The 19,275-nt window shown below is 41.0% G+C and carries 17 protein-coding genes and 1 pseudogene; 5 read left to right on the top strand and 13 right to left on the bottom strand.

The features are described 5' to 3' along the window. Positions 1–398 precede the first annotated feature (398 nt). Entirely contained in the window at positions 399–665 is a 267-nt protein-coding gene (locus tag Q4600_RS01445) for an Lpp/OprI family alanine-zipper lipoprotein (RefSeq protein WP_102529730.1), read from the bottom strand. Between the two features lie 285 nt (positions 666–950). After that, the gene (locus Q4600_RS01440) at positions 951–2,183 is read right to left on the bottom strand and encodes a multifunctional CCA addition/repair protein (RefSeq protein ID WP_303512435.1); all 1,233 of its coding nucleotides are present in this window, start codon (positions 2,181–2,183) and stop codon (positions 951–953) included. Between the two features lie 201 nt (positions 2,184–2,384). Here Q4600_RS01440 and Q4600_RS01435 point away from each other — a divergent pair, with 201 nt between their 5' ends. Then, positions 2,385–3,989 (top strand): ExeA family protein, encoded by a 1,605-nt coding sequence (locus Q4600_RS01435; protein WP_102529728.1) that lies wholly within the window; start codon positions 2,385–2,387, stop codon positions 3,987–3,989. Next, complete coding sequence (locus Q4600_RS01430) at positions 3,989–5,143, top strand: general secretion pathway protein GspB (protein ID WP_303512438.1); 1,155 nt, start codon at positions 3,989–3,991, stop codon at positions 5,141–5,143. The genes Q4600_RS01435 and Q4600_RS01430 overlap by 1 nt, the downstream gene beginning before the upstream one ends. Positions 5,144–5,381: 238 nt before the next feature. On the opposite strand, the gene hemL is transcribed toward Q4600_RS01430, so the two are convergent. The 3 genes from hemL to Q4600_RS01415 all read right to left on the bottom strand — a co-directional run bounded on the left by hemL (position 5,382) and on the right by Q4600_RS01415 (position 9,663). Then, positions 5,382–6,674 (bottom strand): glutamate-1-semialdehyde 2,1-aminomutase, encoded by a 1,293-nt coding sequence (gene hemL / locus Q4600_RS01425; protein WP_248954513.1) that lies wholly within the window; start codon positions 6,672–6,674, stop codon positions 5,382–5,384. Between the two features lie 29 nt (positions 6,675–6,703). Continuing rightward, on the bottom strand, positions 6,704–7,723 hold the full coding sequence (locus Q4600_RS01420) for an aspartate carbamoyltransferase (protein WP_102529725.1): 1,020 nt from the start codon (positions 7,721–7,723) through the stop codon (positions 6,704–6,706). Between the two features lie 215 nt (positions 7,724–7,938). After that, positions 7,939–9,663, bottom strand: coding sequence for a chloride channel protein (locus Q4600_RS01415; RefSeq protein ID WP_303512443.1), 1,725 nt, complete (start codon positions 9,661–9,663; stop codon positions 7,939–7,941). A 66-nt stretch (positions 9,664–9,729) separates the two neighbouring features. On the opposite strand from Q4600_RS01415, the gene Q4600_RS01410 reads away from it, so the two are divergent. Then, positions 9,730–10,443 carry a DUF6776 family protein gene (locus Q4600_RS01410; RefSeq protein ID WP_303512446.1) on the top strand — a complete coding sequence of 238 codons (714 nt, stop codon included), beginning with the start codon at positions 9,730–9,732 and terminating at the stop codon, positions 10,441–10,443. Positions 10,444–10,522: 79 nt separating this feature from the next. Then, a complete protein-coding gene (gene erpA / locus Q4600_RS01405) occupies positions 10,523–10,873 on the top strand; it encodes an iron-sulfur cluster insertion protein ErpA (protein ID WP_055024237.1) in 351 nt (116 codons plus the stop codon). A gap of 87 nt (positions 10,874–10,960) precedes the next feature. Here the strand turns inward: erpA and Q4600_RS01400 are convergent, their stop codons facing one another. From Q4600_RS01400 to Q4600_RS01380, 5 genes are all read right to left on the bottom strand, one after another. Next, a complete protein-coding gene (locus Q4600_RS01400) occupies positions 10,961–11,380 on the bottom strand; it encodes a hypothetical protein (RefSeq protein ID WP_102529792.1) in 420 nt (139 codons plus the stop codon). 250 nt (positions 11,381–11,630) lie between these two features. Then, positions 11,631–12,017: a DUF2750 domain-containing protein gene (locus tag Q4600_RS01395; protein ID WP_102529722.1), complete on the bottom strand. Its 387-nt coding sequence runs from the start codon at positions 12,015–12,017 to the stop codon at positions 11,631–11,633. A 141-nt stretch (positions 12,018–12,158) separates the two neighbouring features. Then, positions 12,159–12,860 carry an aquaporin Z gene (gene aqpZ / locus Q4600_RS01390; RefSeq protein ID WP_303512449.1) on the bottom strand — a complete coding sequence of 234 codons (702 nt, stop codon included), beginning with the start codon at positions 12,858–12,860 and terminating at the stop codon, positions 12,159–12,161. A 382-nt stretch (positions 12,861–13,242) separates the two neighbouring features. After that, the gene (locus Q4600_RS01385) at positions 13,243–14,367 is read right to left on the bottom strand and encodes an anhydro-N-acetylmuramic acid kinase (protein ID WP_102529720.1); all 1,125 of its coding nucleotides are present in this window, start codon (positions 14,365–14,367) and stop codon (positions 13,243–13,245) included. A 305-nt stretch (positions 14,368–14,672) separates the two neighbouring features. Further along, positions 14,673–16,202: a peptidoglycan DD-metalloendopeptidase family protein gene (locus Q4600_RS01380; RefSeq protein WP_303512451.1), complete on the bottom strand. Its 1,530-nt coding sequence runs from the start codon at positions 16,200–16,202 to the stop codon at positions 14,673–14,675. A 125-nt stretch (positions 16,203–16,327) separates the two neighbouring features. Here Q4600_RS01380 and tyrS point away from each other — a divergent pair, with 125 nt between their 5' ends. Next, positions 16,328–17,527 (top strand): tyrosine--tRNA ligase, encoded by a 1,200-nt coding sequence (gene tyrS / locus Q4600_RS01375; RefSeq protein WP_303512452.1) that lies wholly within the window; start codon positions 16,328–16,330, stop codon positions 17,525–17,527. A 149-nt stretch (positions 17,528–17,676) separates the two neighbouring features. Here tyrS and Q4600_RS01370 read toward each other — a convergent pair whose 3' ends face one another. The 3 genes and pseudogenes from Q4600_RS01370 to Q4600_RS01360 form a co-directional block, all read right to left on the bottom strand. Beyond that, a complete protein-coding gene (locus Q4600_RS01370; protein ID WP_102529791.1) occupies positions 17,677–18,087 on the bottom strand; it encodes a nuclear transport factor 2 family protein in 411 nt (136 codons plus the stop codon). A gap of 75 nt (positions 18,088–18,162) precedes the next feature. Continuing rightward, entirely contained in the window at positions 18,163–18,795 is a 633-nt protein-coding gene (locus Q4600_RS01365) for a trimeric intracellular cation channel family protein (protein ID WP_198589622.1), read from the bottom strand. A 61-nt stretch (positions 18,796–18,856) separates the two neighbouring features. After that, positions 18,857–19,228, bottom strand: a pseudogene (locus Q4600_RS01360) (DUF2721 domain-containing protein); the annotation flags it as partial. Positions 19,229–19,275 lie beyond the last annotated feature (47 nt).

The raw sequence follows: 19,275 nt of genomic DNA, 5'->3' as shown, positions 1-19,275 counted from the left end.
TATCAGGGGTATTATAATCAGGGTTATTTCAAGGTTATTCATTTGGTAGCGATTAACCTGACGGCTTTTAAAGTCATGACATTTAATGTGGAACATAGGGATAACGCTATTTCACTTGTTTAGAATGATGCATTCTAGAGTGAAGGTAAAAGTGTGATGATTTTTACATAGTCAGACTATTAGCAAAGCATTAGATAAACTTTTGTTCTCAGGCAATGAAATTAAGTGAGCATAAGCGATAGGTCGAAAAGACTTTATGGTGAGTGCGAAAGGGTAGGGATTAATTTATTAAACGCCAGAAACAATTAAGGCTTGAAATGGTAATTGACGAAACGTCTTATTACTATTATCAAGCCCTAATAATCAACCTATATAAATAAGCTAATTTTCATGTATTCTTACTTTTTGTAAGAAGAAGCCATGTTGTCGATACGGTCGTTAGCACGAGATGCTTCAGCTTGAGCGTCCATAGCTGCAGCTTTAGTATCTTTAACATCAGCAGCAAGTTTGCTTTGATCTGATTTTAGTGAACTAACTTCAGCAGATAGTTGATCTACTTTGTTACCTAGGTTAGCAACACTTTCTTCTAGAGCAGTAGTGTTTGCACAGCCACCTAAAAGAGCAGTCATAGCAACACCAGCAATCATTAGTACTTTCTTGTTCATGGAAAATCCCTTCATTATAGGTTGTAATAAATTGCTGAAGCATATTGCCCAGCAGCGCTTTAATTATGTCACAGCTTTTAGAATTTGCTATACCAAAAACTAATAAATATGACAAAAATCAACGTAAATCTAATAGATTGGAGCATATTCTTCGATTATTTCACCAATATTTCATCAAAGAGGTGTTTATTTATTAGCCTGATATTTTTTCAGTTTCCTAATCATAAGGTATTAGTTTGTACAAATAATGACAAGGTTGATTTTTAGTACTCAAGTATTAATGGATTATAATTGTTTCAATGATTGCTTATATTGGTTTATTGCTTCAACTCTGCGGTTTGATAACTGCAGTTTTATTTCTGCACCTCTAAACCCTTCAGATATTATTTGTTGCACATCTATATCTTTGGCAAGTTGATAGCAGTGGGTTAAATATTCACTTTGTGGATATTCAGCTGCTTCAAATCCTGTTCTGCCAAGGATGTCTGCGTGACAGCAAATAAGCAAGTCATCTAAACGTTGAGGTTTTCGCCATACATCTGCTTTATCGAAAATCTTTATAATCGTTTCAGCTCTTAATTCTTGGGCATTATGAATGTTTTGATGTTGGTCGCTACACAATAAAGACAACTCTTTGTACTCGTTTGGTACTTTTATCCGCTGACATAGCTTTTTAATCACGGGTAAGCCTTTTTGACCATGACCATGATGTTTTGGCCACTGCTCTTTTGGCGTGATAGCTTTACCTAAGTCGTGCACCAAAGCAGCAAAGCGGATGGTTTTTTTACCTGTTAATTGTGCCGCAGACTGCAGTACCATCATAGTGTGGACGCCGGTATCGATTTCAGGGTGCCACTTTTCAGGTTGTGGCACACCAAATAGCGCATCAATTTCAGGAAACAGCACTTTTAAAGCGCCACATTTACGTAACTGTAGGAAAAACACCTCTGGGTGCTCTGTACTTAGGGCTTTATCAAGCTCTTGCCAGACTCTTTCTGGCGTCAGGTAATCTAGCTCACCTGACTCACTTATGTGTCTCATCAGTTCAATGGTTTCATCTGCGATTTCAAATCCGAGATGGGCAAATCTAGCCGCAAAACGAGCGACTCGCAATACTCTTAAAGGATCTTCAATAAAGGCATCAGACACATGACGCAGGATACGATTCTCAAGGTCTTGTTGGCCTTTGTACGGGTCGAAGATTTGGCCGTTATCATCTTTAGCCATTGCATTGATAGTTAAGTCCCGTCTAAGTAGGTCTTGCTCTAATGTCACATTTTTATTTGCTTCACAGCTAAATCCACCATAGCCTTGACCGCTTTTTCTTTCTGTACGAGCAAGTGCATACTCTTGTTGTGTCTTAGGGTGTAAAAATACCGGAAAATCCCTACCAACTTGGCTGAAGCCTAAATCAAACATCTCTTCTACAGAGCCACCCACCACAACATAATCTTTATCTTTTATGGGCAAGGATAAAAGCTGATCTCGAACTGCGCCGCCCACTAAATAGATTTCCATAAACGTCTTTACCCTGATTAAATTAACTCATCACAGTTTATCATTCGGCATTAATCTAGAATGCCTTGTGTAAACACAGTTTAAATTGTGCATTATTAATGTAAATCTTAGCACGACTAACATTTCTGCTGCTAAATTTTGACAAGCACTACAGCAAGCTATAACTTGAGCCGTCAGTTTTAAATAAGGATTTTTGGCCAGATGTATAAAGCATTTTATGGATTGAATGATAATCCATTTTCAATCGCGCCCAACCCGCATTATTTATTTCTCAGTGATCGTCACCGAGAAGCATTAGCTCACTTAACTTATGGTTTAGGAGAAACGGGTGGCTTTGTATTATTAACTGGTGAAGTCGGTACAGGTAAAACTACAGTATCACGTTGTTTATTAAAACAATTACCAGATAATACTGACACTGCTTTTATTCTCAATCCTTCTTTAACTGAACAAGAGTTATTAGCAACGCTTTGTGATGAGCTAAAGATTCAATATGGTGAAGACCCATCGATTAAGCAGCTAACTGATTTAATTAGCCAGTACTTGTTGAATAATCATCAAAATGACCGTAATACCGTGCTTATTATTGATGAAGCCCAACATCTTCGTCCTGAGGTGTTAGAGCAACTTCGATTATTGACCAACTTAGAAACTGATACTAAAAAATTGCTCCAAGTGATTTTAATTGGTCAACCTGAATTGCAGCAGTTGCTCAAACGTCAAGAATTAAGGCAGCTAGCACAACGTATTACAGCTCGTTACCATTTGTTGCCGCTAACAGTTGAAGAAATTCAATTGTATGTTCAACATCGCCTACAGGTTGCTGGCCGGTTCGAGCCGTTATTCACTAAAAAGGCCTGTAAAGCGCTACATAAATTCAGTGGTGGTATTCCAAGATTGACCAACCTTTTGTGTGAACGAGCATTAATGGCGGGTTATGGCCAATCTAAAGTGCCGATTGATCACCACATGATTAAGCAAGCAGCAGCAGAAGTCTTAGGTGATATTCCTGTTGAAAGCAGCAATAAATGGCCAATGGCGATAGCGGCTTCGTTAGTTGTGGCTTTCGGTGTGTCATTTTATTTATTCCTGCCTGAATCACAAACTGAACCCCAAACTACACCAAGTGCAACAACAAACTCATCAGTTCAACAAGAACAGAAAAAAACACAGGCTCCATCAAATGGTAGTCAAAGTATTGTTCGCTCAGCGATGGCACAAAGTCGCAGTATTGATAATGCCTTTGCAGGCCTGTTTGCACTTTGGGATAAGCAACCTATTATTGGTTTAACAGCGTGTCAGGCGGCGAAACAGCAAGGTTTACAGTGCCATCAACAGCAAGGTAATTGGAATAGCATTGCACGTTTAAATTACCCTGCTGTTGTTTACCTTGAAGATCAGCAAGCCAATCAGTTTTACGGTGTGGTTGTTGCTCGAGAAGGTGAACAAATCTTACTCCAGTTGAGTGAGCAGCAATTATGGGTGAATAAAGATTGGTTTAATCGCCACTTTAGCGGCACGTTTGAATTACTTTGGAAAGCATCTGGTGATATTCCAAGAGAGATTAGCCGTACTTCTAACTTGTCTCAAATTCAATGGTTAGAAACAAGCTTAGCTATTATTAGTCAACGAGCACCTAGACTGGTTAATTCTTTTGATAATAATTTAGAGCAGGAACTAATGGCCTTTCAGCGTCAACATGGTCTTAAATCAGATGGCATTGCCGGTAATCAAACCTTAGTACAAATTAATTTATACCTTAATCAACAAGGCCCTAGATTAAGTCGTCAAGCAGGTCGTAGCTAATGTCTATATTGCTAGATGCGGTGACAAAAGAAAAACAACAGCAAATGGGGGAGCTCCCTGATGCTGTGTTAACACCTAGAGCGAATTATCAGCATGTGAATGGTCAACGCCCTTGGCTTAAGTATGTGCTGTTAGCTGTGGTTATTGCGCTAGGTATCGCTTCAGCTTGGGGCTTGTCTAAACTTATTGTGCCAACGAGCAATATAGGTCAAGCGAAAGAGACGCAAAATAATACAGGCAACGAGCAGACTCAAACTAGTCAAAGCCAATCAATGACTCCTGCTAGTCGTTCTTCAGAGACGCAAAGTGAAGTTCGTATCGCCAATAAAGTTGCACTGCCTATCGCTAAATCCTTATCGCAAGTGAATGGGACAACACAATATGTATCCCGCAGCAGTCAGCCGGCGACGAATGAAACAACCTATGATTATCGACTGAGCAATCAAGGTGGCGAAATGACACCAAGTCAGTACAGTGGGCAATCTAGTCAGCAATATCAAACAGAACCTAAACAGCAGTCTCAAGCAGATAATAGACAAACAGCACCTGCGAAAAATCAATCCGTTAGCCGAAATATTGACGCTGAAGCAAGTGGTGCTAATCAGCTAACAGCTGCTGAGTTACAGGCTTTATATGGCGATGATGCGATTATATTAGGCGCTAACTCTAACTATAAAAAAACGTCAGATCTTGATGCTCTGCGGATGAAAGTGAGTGCGGCGGCAAGTGATGTCAATTATGAACAGCAAAGCCAAACGGTTTCAAACATTGATGCAAGTAACTCAACTGCAGATGATGCGAGTAATGCGAATAACTTAATGGCTGCCTTTGAAGCTGCGCTAAAAGAAGTAGAGTATGAAAGCTCTGCTAATGCACCTGTTACAGAAGAAAAGCTTGATCCTATTCCTACCACTAGCAAAGATGAAATCCCATCTTATGGTCAACTGCCTGCAAGTGTGCAGTTACGGGTCCCTGAATTTAATATTCAGGCACATGTGTACTCATCAGCTGCTGAAAACCGTTGGTTGAATGTTGATGGTGAAGAACTGCAAGAAGGGGATAGCATTCAGGGTAGTCTCAATATCATAGAAATAAGGCCACGAGATGTGGTGCTAGAAATTGATGGCGAAAAATTTAAAGTACCCGCGATATAAATCACTTAGTTTTTGATGACTATTTAGCAATATAAAAGGCGCCGATAGCGCCTTTTTTTATATGCAAATTATGCGCTTTAAGTGTTGCAGTCATTTGATTTTAACTGTGTTCAACCTAAAGATTGAACAGTTGATTTAGTATTAGCAGCAATCAAACGATCAATAAAAAAGGACTGGCCTGAGCCAGTCCTTTATCAAGTCTCTAAAGTGCTATCTTAGATAGCTAACTTGTAAGTACTTAAAGTGCTTTTAAAGCAGCAAATGCTTTATCTGCAGCTACAAGGGTTAACTCAAGTTCTTCTTCACCGTGAGCCATTGATAAGAAGCCTGCTTCATAAGCGCTTGGCGCTAAGTAAACACCTTCATCTAGCATTAAGTGGTAGAAGTGACGGAAGTGATCCATGTTGCACTGTGTTACTTGGTCAAAACTGGTGATTGGGTTAGTGTCTTCAGTGAAGAAGAAACCGAACATGCCGCCCACTTGGTTAATGCTCAATGGGATACCGTGCTTATCAGCTGCAGCCTTGAAACCTTCAGCAATGCGCTTAGTTTTAGCATTTAGCTCTTCGTAAAGGCCTGGTTGGCATAAGGCGTCCATTTGCGCTAAACCTGCAGTCATTGCAATTGGGTTACCCGATAAAGTACCTGCTTGGTAAACTGGACCTGTTGGTGCGATGAATTGCATCACGTCTTTACGACCACCGAAAGCGCCCACTGGCATGCCGCCACCGATCACTTTACCTAAGGTTGTTAGGTCTGGTTTAACGTTGTAATGACCTTGCGCACCGCTTTTAGATACACGGAAACCTGTCATCACTTCATCAATGATCATTAACGCACCGAACTCATCACAGATAGTACGCAGGCCTTCAAGGAAACCTTCAACTGGTGGGATACAGTTCATGTTGCCTGCAACAGGCTCAAGAATGATACAAGAGATAGCTTCTGGATGCTCTGCGAAGATAGCACGTACTGAATCAAGGTCGTTATAAACCGCAGTCAGGGTGTGTTTTGCGAAATCTTCAGGGATACCAGGAGAGCTAGGTTGACCCAGTGTTAATGCACCTGAACCTGCTTTAACCAATAAACAGTCAGCATGGCCGTGGTAACAACCTTCAAACTTTAAGATTTTGTCACGGTTAGTAAAACCACGAGCCAAACGGATTGCGCTCATTGTCGCTTCAGTACCTGAACTCACCATACGAACCTGTTCGATTGATGGCACCATTTCGATGACTTTTTCAGCCATTGTCACTTCAAGTTCAGTTGGCGCACCAAATGATAAACCGTTCTCAACCGCTTCTAATACTGCTTGACGAATTTGCGGATTGTTGTGACCTAAAATCATCGGGCCCCAAGAACCAACATAATCGATATATTTTTTGCCATCAGCATCGTAAATATAAGCACCATCGGCTTTTTCGATGAATAGTGGTGAACCACCAACACCGTTAAAGGCACGAACTGGTGAGTTAACGCCACCAGGGATGGTTTGTTTTGCTTGTTCAAAAAGCGCTTCTGAGCGGGTCATGTGAAATCCTTCTAAAAATCGTTAGCTGACTATCTATCAGCCTTTCGTGAATACCAATTAACAGGGCACTCATGCTGTTGTAGCTGGTTTTCAACACCAAGCGTCAACGCAAAAAGAGCCATTCGAATAAGTAAGCCATTATCTGCCTGTCTGAAAATAGCAAGGCTAGGATGACTATTTAAATCATTATCTAATTCATTTGCTGCCGCACGTGAATCTCGTGGTAATGGATGCATAATCACAGTATTAGATTTACAGTGTTTGGTATAAATACTGTGGTTTAACCTAAACTTGCCACGATATTTGTCCGCTTCATCTTGTGATGCGAATCGTTCTTCCTGAATGCGAGTCAGATAGAGTATATCAGCTTGATGTAAATTACCTTCTAACTGATCTGTTATTGTGATCTTATGACCAGCATTTTCAATGTCATTGATCACATAGTCAGGCATTGCTAAGTCAGATGGTGAAATTAGTGTAAATTGAATACCTTTATACATACACAATAAACGTGACAACGAATGGACAGTGCGCCCATGTTTTAAGTCGCCTACCATCGCGATATGCATGCCGCTAATGTCTTGTCCGTGGTGACTTAACTCTTTTTGAATAGTAAATAAATCCAATAAAGCTTGTGTCGGGTGCTCGTTAGCACCATCACCACCATTAATGACTGGGACGCGGCTGCCTTCAGCAAACTCTTTTACCGAATAAGCCTCTGGGTGGCGCATGGCAATAACATCCGAGTATGTCGATAACACGCGAGCGGTGTCGTATAAAGACTCGCCCTTTGATAGTGATGATGAACCCATGCCGACTGTTTCTCTGACATTGCCGCCGAGTAGGTTAAAAGCACAACCGAAGCTGACTCGAGTACGAGTACTGGGTTCAAAAAAGAGATTACCTAAAATGGCACCGTCAAGCACCTTGGTGCGTTTTTCGCGCAGCGCATAAGGCGTCATATCTTCGGCAACATTAAAAATGGTGTTAATAGCATCAAGATCCAGTTGATTAACTGAAAGGATGTGAGAACCGCTAAACTGTGTCATCAGCCTGATTTCCAATTATTAGGAGAGTAAATAAGGGCTATTTACCCTGTGGTTATGTAGGGTGGCTGAGGCGAGATTTTAACAGAGAGTGAACGAATATTAAATCTCGCTAATGATTATTTACCGCTTTTTAGACATAACACTGATTAGCGAAATAAGAACAATAGTTCACTCCCTGAATCTGGAGGAATTCAGTGGGGGGTTCTTTGTTTAAATTAGACTTGTCCTGAACGGATCTCTTGCCATAAATTAGCCCAGCTAATAACACCGACAATATTATTAGTATTTCCGCGATATATATACACTTCACCACGCCGTTTGATGGCTAATAGTTCGTAGACTTCATTTAAAGTGGCAGTGTCAGAAAAGCCTTCCATTTTATGTCGGGAAAGTGTCGTAGAATCTTCAATTGATTGCATTTCGATACTGAGCATTTCTATTTGTGCCTCAGCATTACGAACGAGCACGGGCCTACCTTCTGCACGCTTCATTACTTCAAGGAGTAAAGCATCGTTATCATTTACGATAACAAAGCGTTTATCCATGATTGCTCGTACACCTTTCTTTTGTAGACCTTGATTTACAGGCGGTACTTTGTAGCCTAACCCCATAATGTCTAACTGTTTTAAAAATACCGAACTGGTATTAAAACCTTGGTAGGCGATGAGAAATGCAGGAATGGTGACAAACATAGCAGGTAAGATAATAGCGGCATCATTGGTGAGCTCAAGAAGCGCAACCAATGCGGCTAAAGGCGCACTTAGGCAAACACCCATCATCGCAGTCATACCGATGACAGTATATAAACCTACATATGGCGCGATAGAGGGGAAAAACATCGCACTGACAAGGGCTAAAATTGCGCCAATCAATGCACCAATGCCATAAAGTGGACCGATTAGCCCACCAGGAATACCAAAACCAATGGCTGCAATAGTGGCGATGATTTTTGCAATTAATAGCGCGAAAAGAAACATTAAGCTTGGGTTGTCTATGATGGTTGCTTGAATCGCTAAATCACCGGCACCTAACGCTTGAGGTAAAAATAAACCGATTAAGGTGGTAACGCTTGCCGCGATCATGAGTCGATAAATCAAAGGCCAATGCTGGCCAATAGCAGTCATTTTTAATAATGAATGATTGAAACCAGCAGCTGCACAACCTAAGACAATGCCACCAATGGCCAGAATGGGATAATGATCCAATGGAATTCGGGTGACAGTGATTAAGTCATATTCGTGGATATTGCCGAACACTAATTGGCTAGAGAGTGCACCGCAAATGGCCGATAGCATTATCGGGAAAAAGTAATGAATTTTGTACTCACGAACAATCACTTCAAATACAAACAGTACAGCGGCAAGTGGCGCATTAAAGACCGCTGCAATGCCAGCAGCGATACCGCTCGCACACATAATACGCACACTATTATCAGGTAACTTAAATTTTTCCGCGAAATAGCTCGCGCTAACCGCTCCTAAGTGAATGGCCGGTCCTTCTTTACCAACTGAGAAATTTGCGATTAACGCGATCAGCGCCTGAAAAAACTGTCCAGGTGCTGATTGCAGTGGGATTTTGCCGTAATGGAGTTTGAAACGGTGCATGACGTAGGCGATACCCATACGGCGATATCGCTTAGAGCCGAGACCTGCCACCAGCCAAATAAGCAATGCACCTACAATAGGCAAATATGTACGCCAATCGGTAACGGTGCTAGAAAAGTCGGTGGCTTCAGGCACTGTGTAGACTTGCGCCCAACTGAGCAACAAACGAAATAAGATGATGACACTAGAGGCAATAATGGCAAATAGTAGGGCTAATCCACAAAGTTGCACACTTATCTTCGACTGAGAAAGCTTATCTCTCAATTCATTACGAAGATATTTGCGTGTTGCAGCTTTGGCGTGAATAATAGCGGCTTTATTTCTTTTGATTTGCACTGTATTGCCTAAGATCCTTTATGGGCGATTCGTTGTCATTGTATTTTATTAAAGGCTTGTTACCTAATGCTAAATTATCATCGCTTGCTTGACCGCTTGCAAGTTCAAGAACGCAAATTTCGTTCATCAGGTTTATATTTATCTGCGTTAATCATTATCAGTTTTATTGTTGGCGTTCTTAGCCATACTATTTTTATATCTGAAGTTGTTGAGCCGCAGCATGAAGCAGTAGAAATTACAGCGCTAAAAACCGAGCTTAGGCAGCAGTCTCATGTCGTTTCTCGTCTTGATATTGCCCTTTCGATTGAAAAGGAAGCTAATGTGAATATGAAACAAATGTTTTCTAAGCAAATACAGCAACAAAAAACACTTGAACAAGAATTAGCTTTTTATCGCAGCCTAGTCTCACCAGAGAAAGAAGTTGATGGTGTGGCAATACATGGACTTGAACTTTCTAAAGGCTTATTGCCAAACAGTTATCAAATGCGCTTAATTTTAACCCAATTACAAAAGCGTAAGAATAGCGTTAAAGGCGTTGCCGACATTGTTTTGGTGGGTGTGCAAGGCGAAAAGCAAGTTGAAATCTCGTTAAGTGATTTAGATATTGAGACATTTAAATTTGGCTTTCGTTATTTTCAAATGTTTGACGCGGAAATAAGTTTGCCACAAGATTTTGATTTGCAAAGAATTAAAGCTGTAGTTCAGGTGCAGGCCAATCGTGGTGTGAAAGGTGGAAGCATTGAACAAACATTCGAGATCGCAGAGTTACTAGAAAGCTAAAAAAGAACTAAGAGTAATACTTGAACAAATTAGTCAGGTAATAGATAATTCCGACCTGAAACTGAAGTAAGAGGTAGTAATGACTGAACAAACAGATGCAGCAATGCCAATTCAATTTACCGATGCTGCGGCAACTAAAGTGAAGGGACTGTTAGAAGAAGAGCAGAACCCAGAATTAAAACTGCGTGTGTATGTCACAGGTGGTGGTTGTTCAGGTTTCCAGTATGGTTTTACTTTCGATGAAAAAGTTAACGAAGGTGATTTCACGATTGAAAAGCAAGGGGTTCAACTGGTTGTTGATCCTATGAGCCTTCAATACCTTGTTGGTGGTGAAGTTGATTATACTTCAGGACTTGAAGGGTCTCGCTTCTTTGTTAAGAACCCAAATGCAACGACTACTTGTGGTTGTGGTGCAAGCTTCTCTGTCTAATTTAACATTTCGTATATCGCGATTAAATGTAGATAGTGGAAGATAAAAAAAGCCGTCTGATGACGGCTTTTTTGTTTTTTAATTTTATCAGCTGATGATATTAAAGTTCATTCTCGGCTTAAACCACTTGAATACCGCTTTGTTGAAGCTTATCCAGACTTGCAGTATAGCCAATAGAATTAGTACGCTAAAAATAATCCAATCTGGCAGCACCATTTGCATAAAGCCAAAGTCTACTGTTGTAGGCCCAGCGACAAGGTTGTCAGGATCATACATGATAATGGGTAATACGCTGTACAAGGCAAGTTGTAAAATGCCGTAGGCACGTAGCATATAAAGCGCCGCTTTTTGTCTGCCAGCTACACCTAATACCATGAGTAAGGTTAATACACACAGTAAAACACCTTGCTGCGCCATTAAGCCGCTAACAGAAGTCATCACATATACCGCCATTAATGCGATAAGCCGTTTTGGAAAAACCGCTTTTTCAGTAGCGCTTTGGTTGATGACATCTGTGCTAGTGGCTTCTAGTTCAGTGACTTCTAGTTCAGTGACTTCTAGTTCAGTGACTTCTAGTTCAGTGACTTCTGATTCGGTAGCATTTTGTCCGGAGGCTTTTTTTTCGGTGCTACTGTCAGTGTTTGCTTCGACAATATTTATCTCTTCAGCATCTTGCTGTTGTAAATTTTTATCCGTCATAAGGCCTTAACTTATCGCTTGAGTGTAAGTGCAGTGTTGGTATCAGCTGAAGATATCATTAGTGCTTAGATTGCTTTTTCGGCGTTAAACGTGAATCAAGTTCATATGGTGGGATAACCACACCTAAGTCTTCTTGTACTGGGAATACAGCAACGAATAAATCATCCTCAGACATACCACCGACCCAACGCTCTTGAAATTCATTAAGCGGAATAGATAGTGGTTCACAATCGCGCCATTCATCAACAGCCCATAGTTTTGCAGCTTCTTCTGAAGGCCACATTGGAATGCAATCCTCGTCTTCAGTGGTTAGCATAACGCAACCATCTTGGTCTTGCAGGCTCCAAATTTGTTGCTCTTGCTTAACTTGTTCAACAAGGTAATCGTAGCGTGCTTCTGGTGTCATGTTGAGTTGATCTTCAATTGATTTTGGTTTGCTGCTCATGGTGGACTCTCATTGCAAAGTGGGACTAATTTGGCGCTTATTCGCGCGAATAGGGCATGATAACATCGACTGTTAGTTTTAAAAAAGAAAAGAGCACATTGGGTGCTCTTGTAGCAGGCTAATTGAATCATTCTGCTTTGATTAGTTCTCAGCTGGTTTGTCAAAAAAACGGTAAATCATGCCTGCCAATATTGCGCCAGCAATGGGAGCAACCCAAAATAGCCATAATTGCGATAAAGCCCAATCACCGACAAATAGTGCAGGTCCAGTACTTCTAGCCGGGTTAACTGAGGTGTTAGAAACTGGAATACTGATTAAATGAATTAAAGTTAAGCCTAAACCTATGGCAATTGGGGCAAAGCCTGCTGGTGCACGTGAGTCTGTTGCGCCAAGAATGATCAGTAAAAAGAACATTGTCATCACGATTTCCGTAATTAACACTGACATCATGCCGTAGCCACCAGGAGAGTGCTCTGCAAAGCCATTTGATGCAAACCCGCCAGCTAAACTGAATCCGTCTTGGCCGTTAGCTATGAGAAATAGCACAGCGGCTCCAGCCACACCACCTGTAACTTGGGCAGCAATGTAAGGGGCTAATTCCGCTGTTGGAAAGCGTCCGCCAGCCCATAGACCAAACGATACCGCAGGATTCAAGTGGCAACCTGAGATATGGCCAATGGCAAATGCCATTGTGAGTACGGTTAAACCGAATGCGAGTGAAACACCAAGTAAACCAATGCCCACTTCAGGGAAAGCGGCGGCTAACACAGCGCTGCCACACCCGCCAAGTACAAGCCACATAGTGCCGATAAATTCTGCTAACATTTTTTGCTGGATGGTCATTTAACTGTCCTTATTAAATTGAAGATGATTAAGTCCATTTATTAATAACTGTGTTGATTGCAACTGACGCGAGAAATGATGCTGTTAGTTGATAAGTCCCTTTGTTAAGGAGCCTATTGGTTTCCTTATCAGTTTTTCTCTGCCAGTTTTTCTTTACTAGTGATTCATCTAGCAAAAGTTAAGCAGTAAAAGCCTATAAATTCAATGATGCTTATATGAATTTTATATAGTTTGAAACAGAAGATGAGATATCAAGCGCTAACAGACATTTAAAGAGGGGGCTCATCGAGAGAATATTGGGTTGAACCTTTGATATGGAGCGAAAGATTTTTCGCTCCAATGGGCATTGTTAATAAAAATAAATGTGGTGCTTAAAGAAGAGCTAGTTGGCTTGATAAAAACTACCTAGCACCGCAAATCGACTTGCACCCGTCACTACAGGTAGGTTGCCACTTAAACCATGGTGATTGCGCATCGCTAACCAAGCAAATGCAATGCCTTCTACCCACTTTGGATCCATGCCGATTGCAGATGTGGTTGAAAGTGCAAGATTGGGTAATAGTAAGTTTAAACGTTGCATTAAGGTTTTATTTAACGCTCCACCACCGCAAACAAATACACTGCCTGAGTCAGTTAAACGATTTATATCGTTAGCAATGCTATGGCAAGTTAAGTCCAATAACGTCGATTGAATATCAGCAAGACTTAAGTGAGAAAAATTAGCTTTTTGTTGTTCTAACCATGCTTGGTTAAATAGTTCTCTACCTGTGCTTTTAGGATAAGCCATAGCAAAATATGGGTGTGACAATAAATGTTGTAGGAAATCATTATCAGTGGTGCCTGATGCGGCCCATTGGCCTGATTCATCAAATGGAAGTAGTTGCTCTTGTAGAATGAATGCATCCATCAAGGTGTTTCCTGGACCTGTGTCAAAACCAATAACTTGATCACTGTCGCCAGGCAGGTAAGTGATATTAGCAATACCACCAATATTTAGGATGACTCTTGGATAGTTATTTCTAGCAAACATAGCTTGATGAAATGCTGGGACTAATGGGGCACCTTGTCCACCTAAAGCGAGATCTTTTCTGCGAAAATCCGCAATCACATTAATCCCTGTTTCAACAGCGATGGTTTCTGGGTCACCAATTTGGAGGGTAAAGCCATGTTCAAGGTTTGGCATGTGTCTGATGGTTTGTCCATGGCTACCGATTGCAATAATGTCTGTTTTATCAAGTGCTGTTTTGGCTAATAGCTCATTAACAGCCTGGGCAAACAAAAGTCCCATCGCTCTATCCATGCGTCCCATAATATTAATTTCATCAGTATTAGGAGTACATAAACGGTGTAGTTGTATTAAAAGGTGTTCAGGTATTTCAATACTATGACTGGCAATAAGGTGGCTTTTGTTATCTGAGAAGTCCACTAACACAGCATCGACACCATCCATACTGGTGCCTGACATTAAACCGATGAAATACTGAGGTTGATGATGGGATATTGTCATAGTGAATAGCTCAAATTAAGGGAAAGTGGAGAGTAAATGTTTTTTTGCTCAAGAGTCTAATAAGCTCAGTACTGAGTTTTATTGATTTTGTCTAGTTCCGTATTACAGTGTACTTAACTGCCGTAAACCTAAATTGAACTGTACGGCAGGATTGTCTAATTATAACAGGTAAACTGATATGCTCATTGCGGTTAACAGTAGCCGCTAACGCTGGTGAGTCATAGTTGTAATAAATATAAGTGACTCCCACTCAATGCCTTAAATCAGCGGCCTAAATCAGGGCCCAAATAAGCGCCCACAATCAGCTATTCAAATGAGTTGTTTGTACTGGCGTAATGGCGCTGTTTATTTTGCTCGATTTTTGCCATAAGTTGTTTACTCAAAACCGCAAATTGGCTCTTCTCTTTTTTATCAATCGGTTGAGATTTGGGTAATTTAATCGTTCTAGGATTACGGTGTACGCCATTCACAATGAACTCGTAATGCAAATGAGCGCCAGTGACTCGGCCTGTTTTGCCCAAAGTTCCGATAATCTCGCCTTGTTTAACCGTGTCACCGCGTTTAACTTTGCGTTTGTTTAAATGTAAGTACTTAGTGGTGTAGGTGTCATTATGCTTAATGAAGACATAGTTACCATTGTATTTATTGTAGCTGGCTTCAACGACTTTACCCCGGCCTGCCGCTTTAATGGGTGTACCTATCGCGGCAACATAATCCACGCCTCTATGGGCTCTGACTTGTCCTGTTACAGGGTGTAAACGTCTAGGGTTAAAGCTTGAGCTGACATATTTAAAATCAACTGGCGAGCGTAAAAAAGCTTTACGCATACTATTACCAGATTCTGAATAATATTCACCGTCGGTATAGCGCACTGCGGTATAGCGCTCGCCTTGATTATAAAATTCAGCCGCTAAGATGTTGCCCGTGCCAATGAATTGACCATCAACAAACTCTTCCTCAAACATTAATGAGAAATGGTCATCTTTACGAATATCGAGTGCGAAATCGATGTCCCAGCCGAAGATATTAGCCAGTTGCATAATGTGGTTAGCTGACAAACCTGCTGTCGCTGCAGCATTCCAAAAATTACTACTGATATTGGCGGTGATAAATTTATTCTCTAAGGTGATGGTTTTCACATTCACTTTTTCTTCAAATTTATCTTTATTTTTACTGATTAACAGGGTTGAAATCTTGTCCATTTGATAACTGATTTGCGTTATTTCATCCTGGGCATCTTTCGTGACTATGATTTCTTCGCCTGGCATGATCTTAAGTAAGTTCTTTTTCGATTTTGGCAGACGCGTTATTTGATAAACATCTCGTGGGCTTAAGCCTGCACGATTGGCTAAGCCACCAAAAGTATCACCTTTAGACACTTTAAATGACTTGTGTGACAGTAGGTCGGCTTCGCGGTAAGGCACAGCATTTTCAACATCGTCATTATGGGATAATAAGTTATTATCAGAAGTCGATAATGGATCTAAGTTAGCAATAGGGCTGCTATCTTTTGACGGTGCGAGAGATTGTTGTTTTTGCGTCGATTGACTCGACGGAAGACTATTTTCGTTCGGGGGCGTTGGTGTTCTAAAAGCTAACGGCACCGAGTACTCGGATTGCTTGTTTCTTGAGCTGGTTTCAGCGTTTTCATCATCGTTATCTTGCTGTAAGCCAAGACGGTCAGAAATATCGACAGTACCACCGGTAGTTTGCTTGGATGCTTTAGCGTCATCAGAGGGGAATAACACGATAATTACCGTGAAAATAACTAATAAACTCAGTGCTATTTGATGCACTTTTGGCAGTAATTTGAATAAAGTGATTAGCTTTGCCATCGACCTATGTACCAGTTTCTCTTTTTCGTTGTAATCCCCTTAGTGTACACACTTTCAATTAGCGTGGCTAACAAGTAATATAGGCCTCTTATTTTTTTATCAAAGCTGCAGGAGTAGGTGCCGAAATGGCTGATTTAGACCAAGTGTTAGCAGAAATTAAACGTGGTACCGACGAGATATTACTCGAGTCAGATCTGCTAGAAAAACTTAAAGAGGGACGTCCTTTAAGAATCAAACTAGGTGCAGATCCAACCGCTCCAGATATTCATTTAGGCCATACGGTCATTTTAAATAAGCTGCGTGCGTTTCAAGAGCTCGGTCACGAAGTGATTTTCTTGATTGGCGACTTCACTGGTATGGTCGGCGATCCAAGTGGTAAAAATAGCACTCGTCCACCGTTAACACGCGAAGATGTACTTGCTAACGCTGAAACCTATAAAGAGCAGGTTTTTAAAATTCTAGACCCCGCTAAAACGCGCATCGAATTTAACTCAAGTTGGTTAGAGCCATTAGGTGCAGCTGGGATGATCCGTTTAGGTTCAAAGCAAACTGTTGCTCGTATGATGGAGCGTGATGATTTTAAAAAGCGTTATGCATCAGGGCAGGCGATTGCCATTCACGAATTCATGTACCCACTGTTACAAGGCTATGATTCAGTAGCATTGAAAGCCGATGTAGAGTTAGGTGGAACGGATCAAAAGTTCAATTTGCTAATGGGCCGTGAGTTACAAAAAGCTGAAGGTCAAAAGCCGCAAACAGTGATCATGATGCCTTTATTAGTCGGCTTAGATGGCGTTAAGAAGATGTCTAAGTCAGCTCATAACTATATTGGTGTGAGTGAGCCAGCTAACGAAATGTTCGGTAAAATCATGTCTATTTCAGATGACCTAATGTGGAGCTACTTCGAGTTGCTTTCATTCCGTCCATTAGCTGAAATTGCCCAATTTAAAGAAGACATTGCTAACGGCCAAAACCCGCGTGATGTGAAAATTGCCCTGGCTAAAGAAATCATCGCAAGATTCCATGACCAAGAACAAGCTGAAGCAGCTCATCAAGAATTCATTAATCGTTTCCAGAAAGGGGCGATGCCTGATGATATTGAAGAAATGGACATTGCAGCTGGTGAAGAAGGTATAGCGATTGCTAACTTGCTTAAAAGTTCAGGTTTAGTGGGCTCAACTTCAGATGGCATGCGTATGGTTAAGCAAGGCGCTGTGAAGATGGATGGTGAAAAACTAGCTGATACGCGTCAAGTGTTTGAAGCGGGTTTAACGGCTATCTTCCAAGTGGGTAAACGTAAGTTTGCTAAGATCACTTTGGTTTAAATCAGTTTGGTTTAAATCGCATCATTAAACATTGATTGCGGTTAAATAAAAACGACTCATTTGAGTCGTTTTTTTGTTTGGGTACTGCTTATTACTTATTGCTTCTTTTGGGAGGCTTGTCGAATAGTGCTGACAAGTCTTAGGTCTATTTATTGAGTTTGCAGTTGATCCGACATGGTTTGGTAATCCATTAAATCGACTTGTTCAGTCATTCTGTCGGTATTCATATCAAATTTTAGAGTGGTTACACCTGGTATGGCGATTTCAATAATTTTACCCGGTTTACCAAATTGCTCACCAGGCCCGCGAAGATGATAGTTACCAATCATCACCACTAATGAACCTGTGTTAAACATGTGCTCAATATTGAACTTGTATTCGAGTACACCTTCATGGGCCCGCTCGAAAAAATCAATAATATGCCTGCCACCTTTATAGGTGACATTGGCGGTTTTATCATAAAAAACACTATCACGGTTGTAAAAGCTTCTAAGCGCACGATAATCATGATCGGTAAGCGCTTGCATATACCGGACTGCCATTTGTTGCTCTTTAGGCATTTCACCCACAACAGCATGACTGGTTAAGCTATATAAACCACAAAAAATACCACATAACAAACCAACAATTCGCACTTAGGGCCTCTTACTTTTTAAATCAAATGCAGGCAACGACAAATGCCAACGTATTGCACTTAGGCGAATAATTAAGGTACTGAACATAGCAAAGAATAAGGCACTGGTCTTATCCATTCCTACTTCAATACTTAAGGTATAACAAATACCACCAACGATTGAGGCTGTTGCATAAATTTCTGTACGCAACACCATAGGAACTTGGCGGCAAAGTAAATCACGAATAATACCGCCTCCAACACCCGTAATCAGTCCCATAATAACAGCTGACATACCAGATAACCCCATCATTAACGCTTTTTCTGCTCCGATGACTGTGAATAATGCTAGACCAAAAGCATCCGCAATGGGGAGAGTTAATTGGGGTAATTTGTGCGGTTTTCTGACCAATATAAAACAAGCCAACACGGTCGCTAGAATTACGATAACGTAATTAGGATCACTTATCCAAAATACCGGTGTCGCGCCAGTAAGGGCATCACGAATACTGCCGCCGCCAATAGCGGTAACCGAAGCAAGCACGATGACACCAAATGGGTCCATGCGGTGTTTCCCTGCAGCGATGGCGCCCGAAAGCGCAAATACAGCAGTACCGCAAAGGTCAAAAAAGTAAATCCATTCAAAATTAATCATCAGATGGCTCTTGGGTATGTGACTTGCTCTCGTTAAGTGTATTTTTACAATGCTGCTGGCAGCTTAATTCTTTGATATGAATGTTGAGCGCATCGACAGATATTCTAATTTCTATAACCGATAAAATAAGTGAATACAGTAAAAAGAGTAAGCTGAGACCGAAAACAATCGAGCCTGTATGGAAAAAGCCTAAATAGATAAATATCATGCTTATGACACAGATAGCAAAGCTGACAACACCCGCTTCTTGCATCCTTCTTATGATGCTAATTCGTTGTCTGAGATTTTTAATTTGTTCGTTATCGACTGGTTTTCCCGAAGCACTTAAGTTTCTAATTAACGCCGCTAACGAAAAAAAACGGTTGGTGTAGGCCAGTAACAATAATGAAATGGCAGGGAATAATAAACCGGGGGTTGTTAACGATATTTGGATGTTATCTAACAAGACGTTTTGCCTCAAATGGAACGGGATAAATCATT

The organism is Shewanella sp. 2_MG-2023, assembly GCF_030548905.1.
In the GTDB taxonomy this organism is placed as follows: Bacteria; Pseudomonadota; Gammaproteobacteria; order Enterobacterales; family Shewanellaceae; genus Shewanella; species Shewanella electrodiphila.
This window is presented reverse-complemented; position numbering and strand designations above follow the sequence as displayed.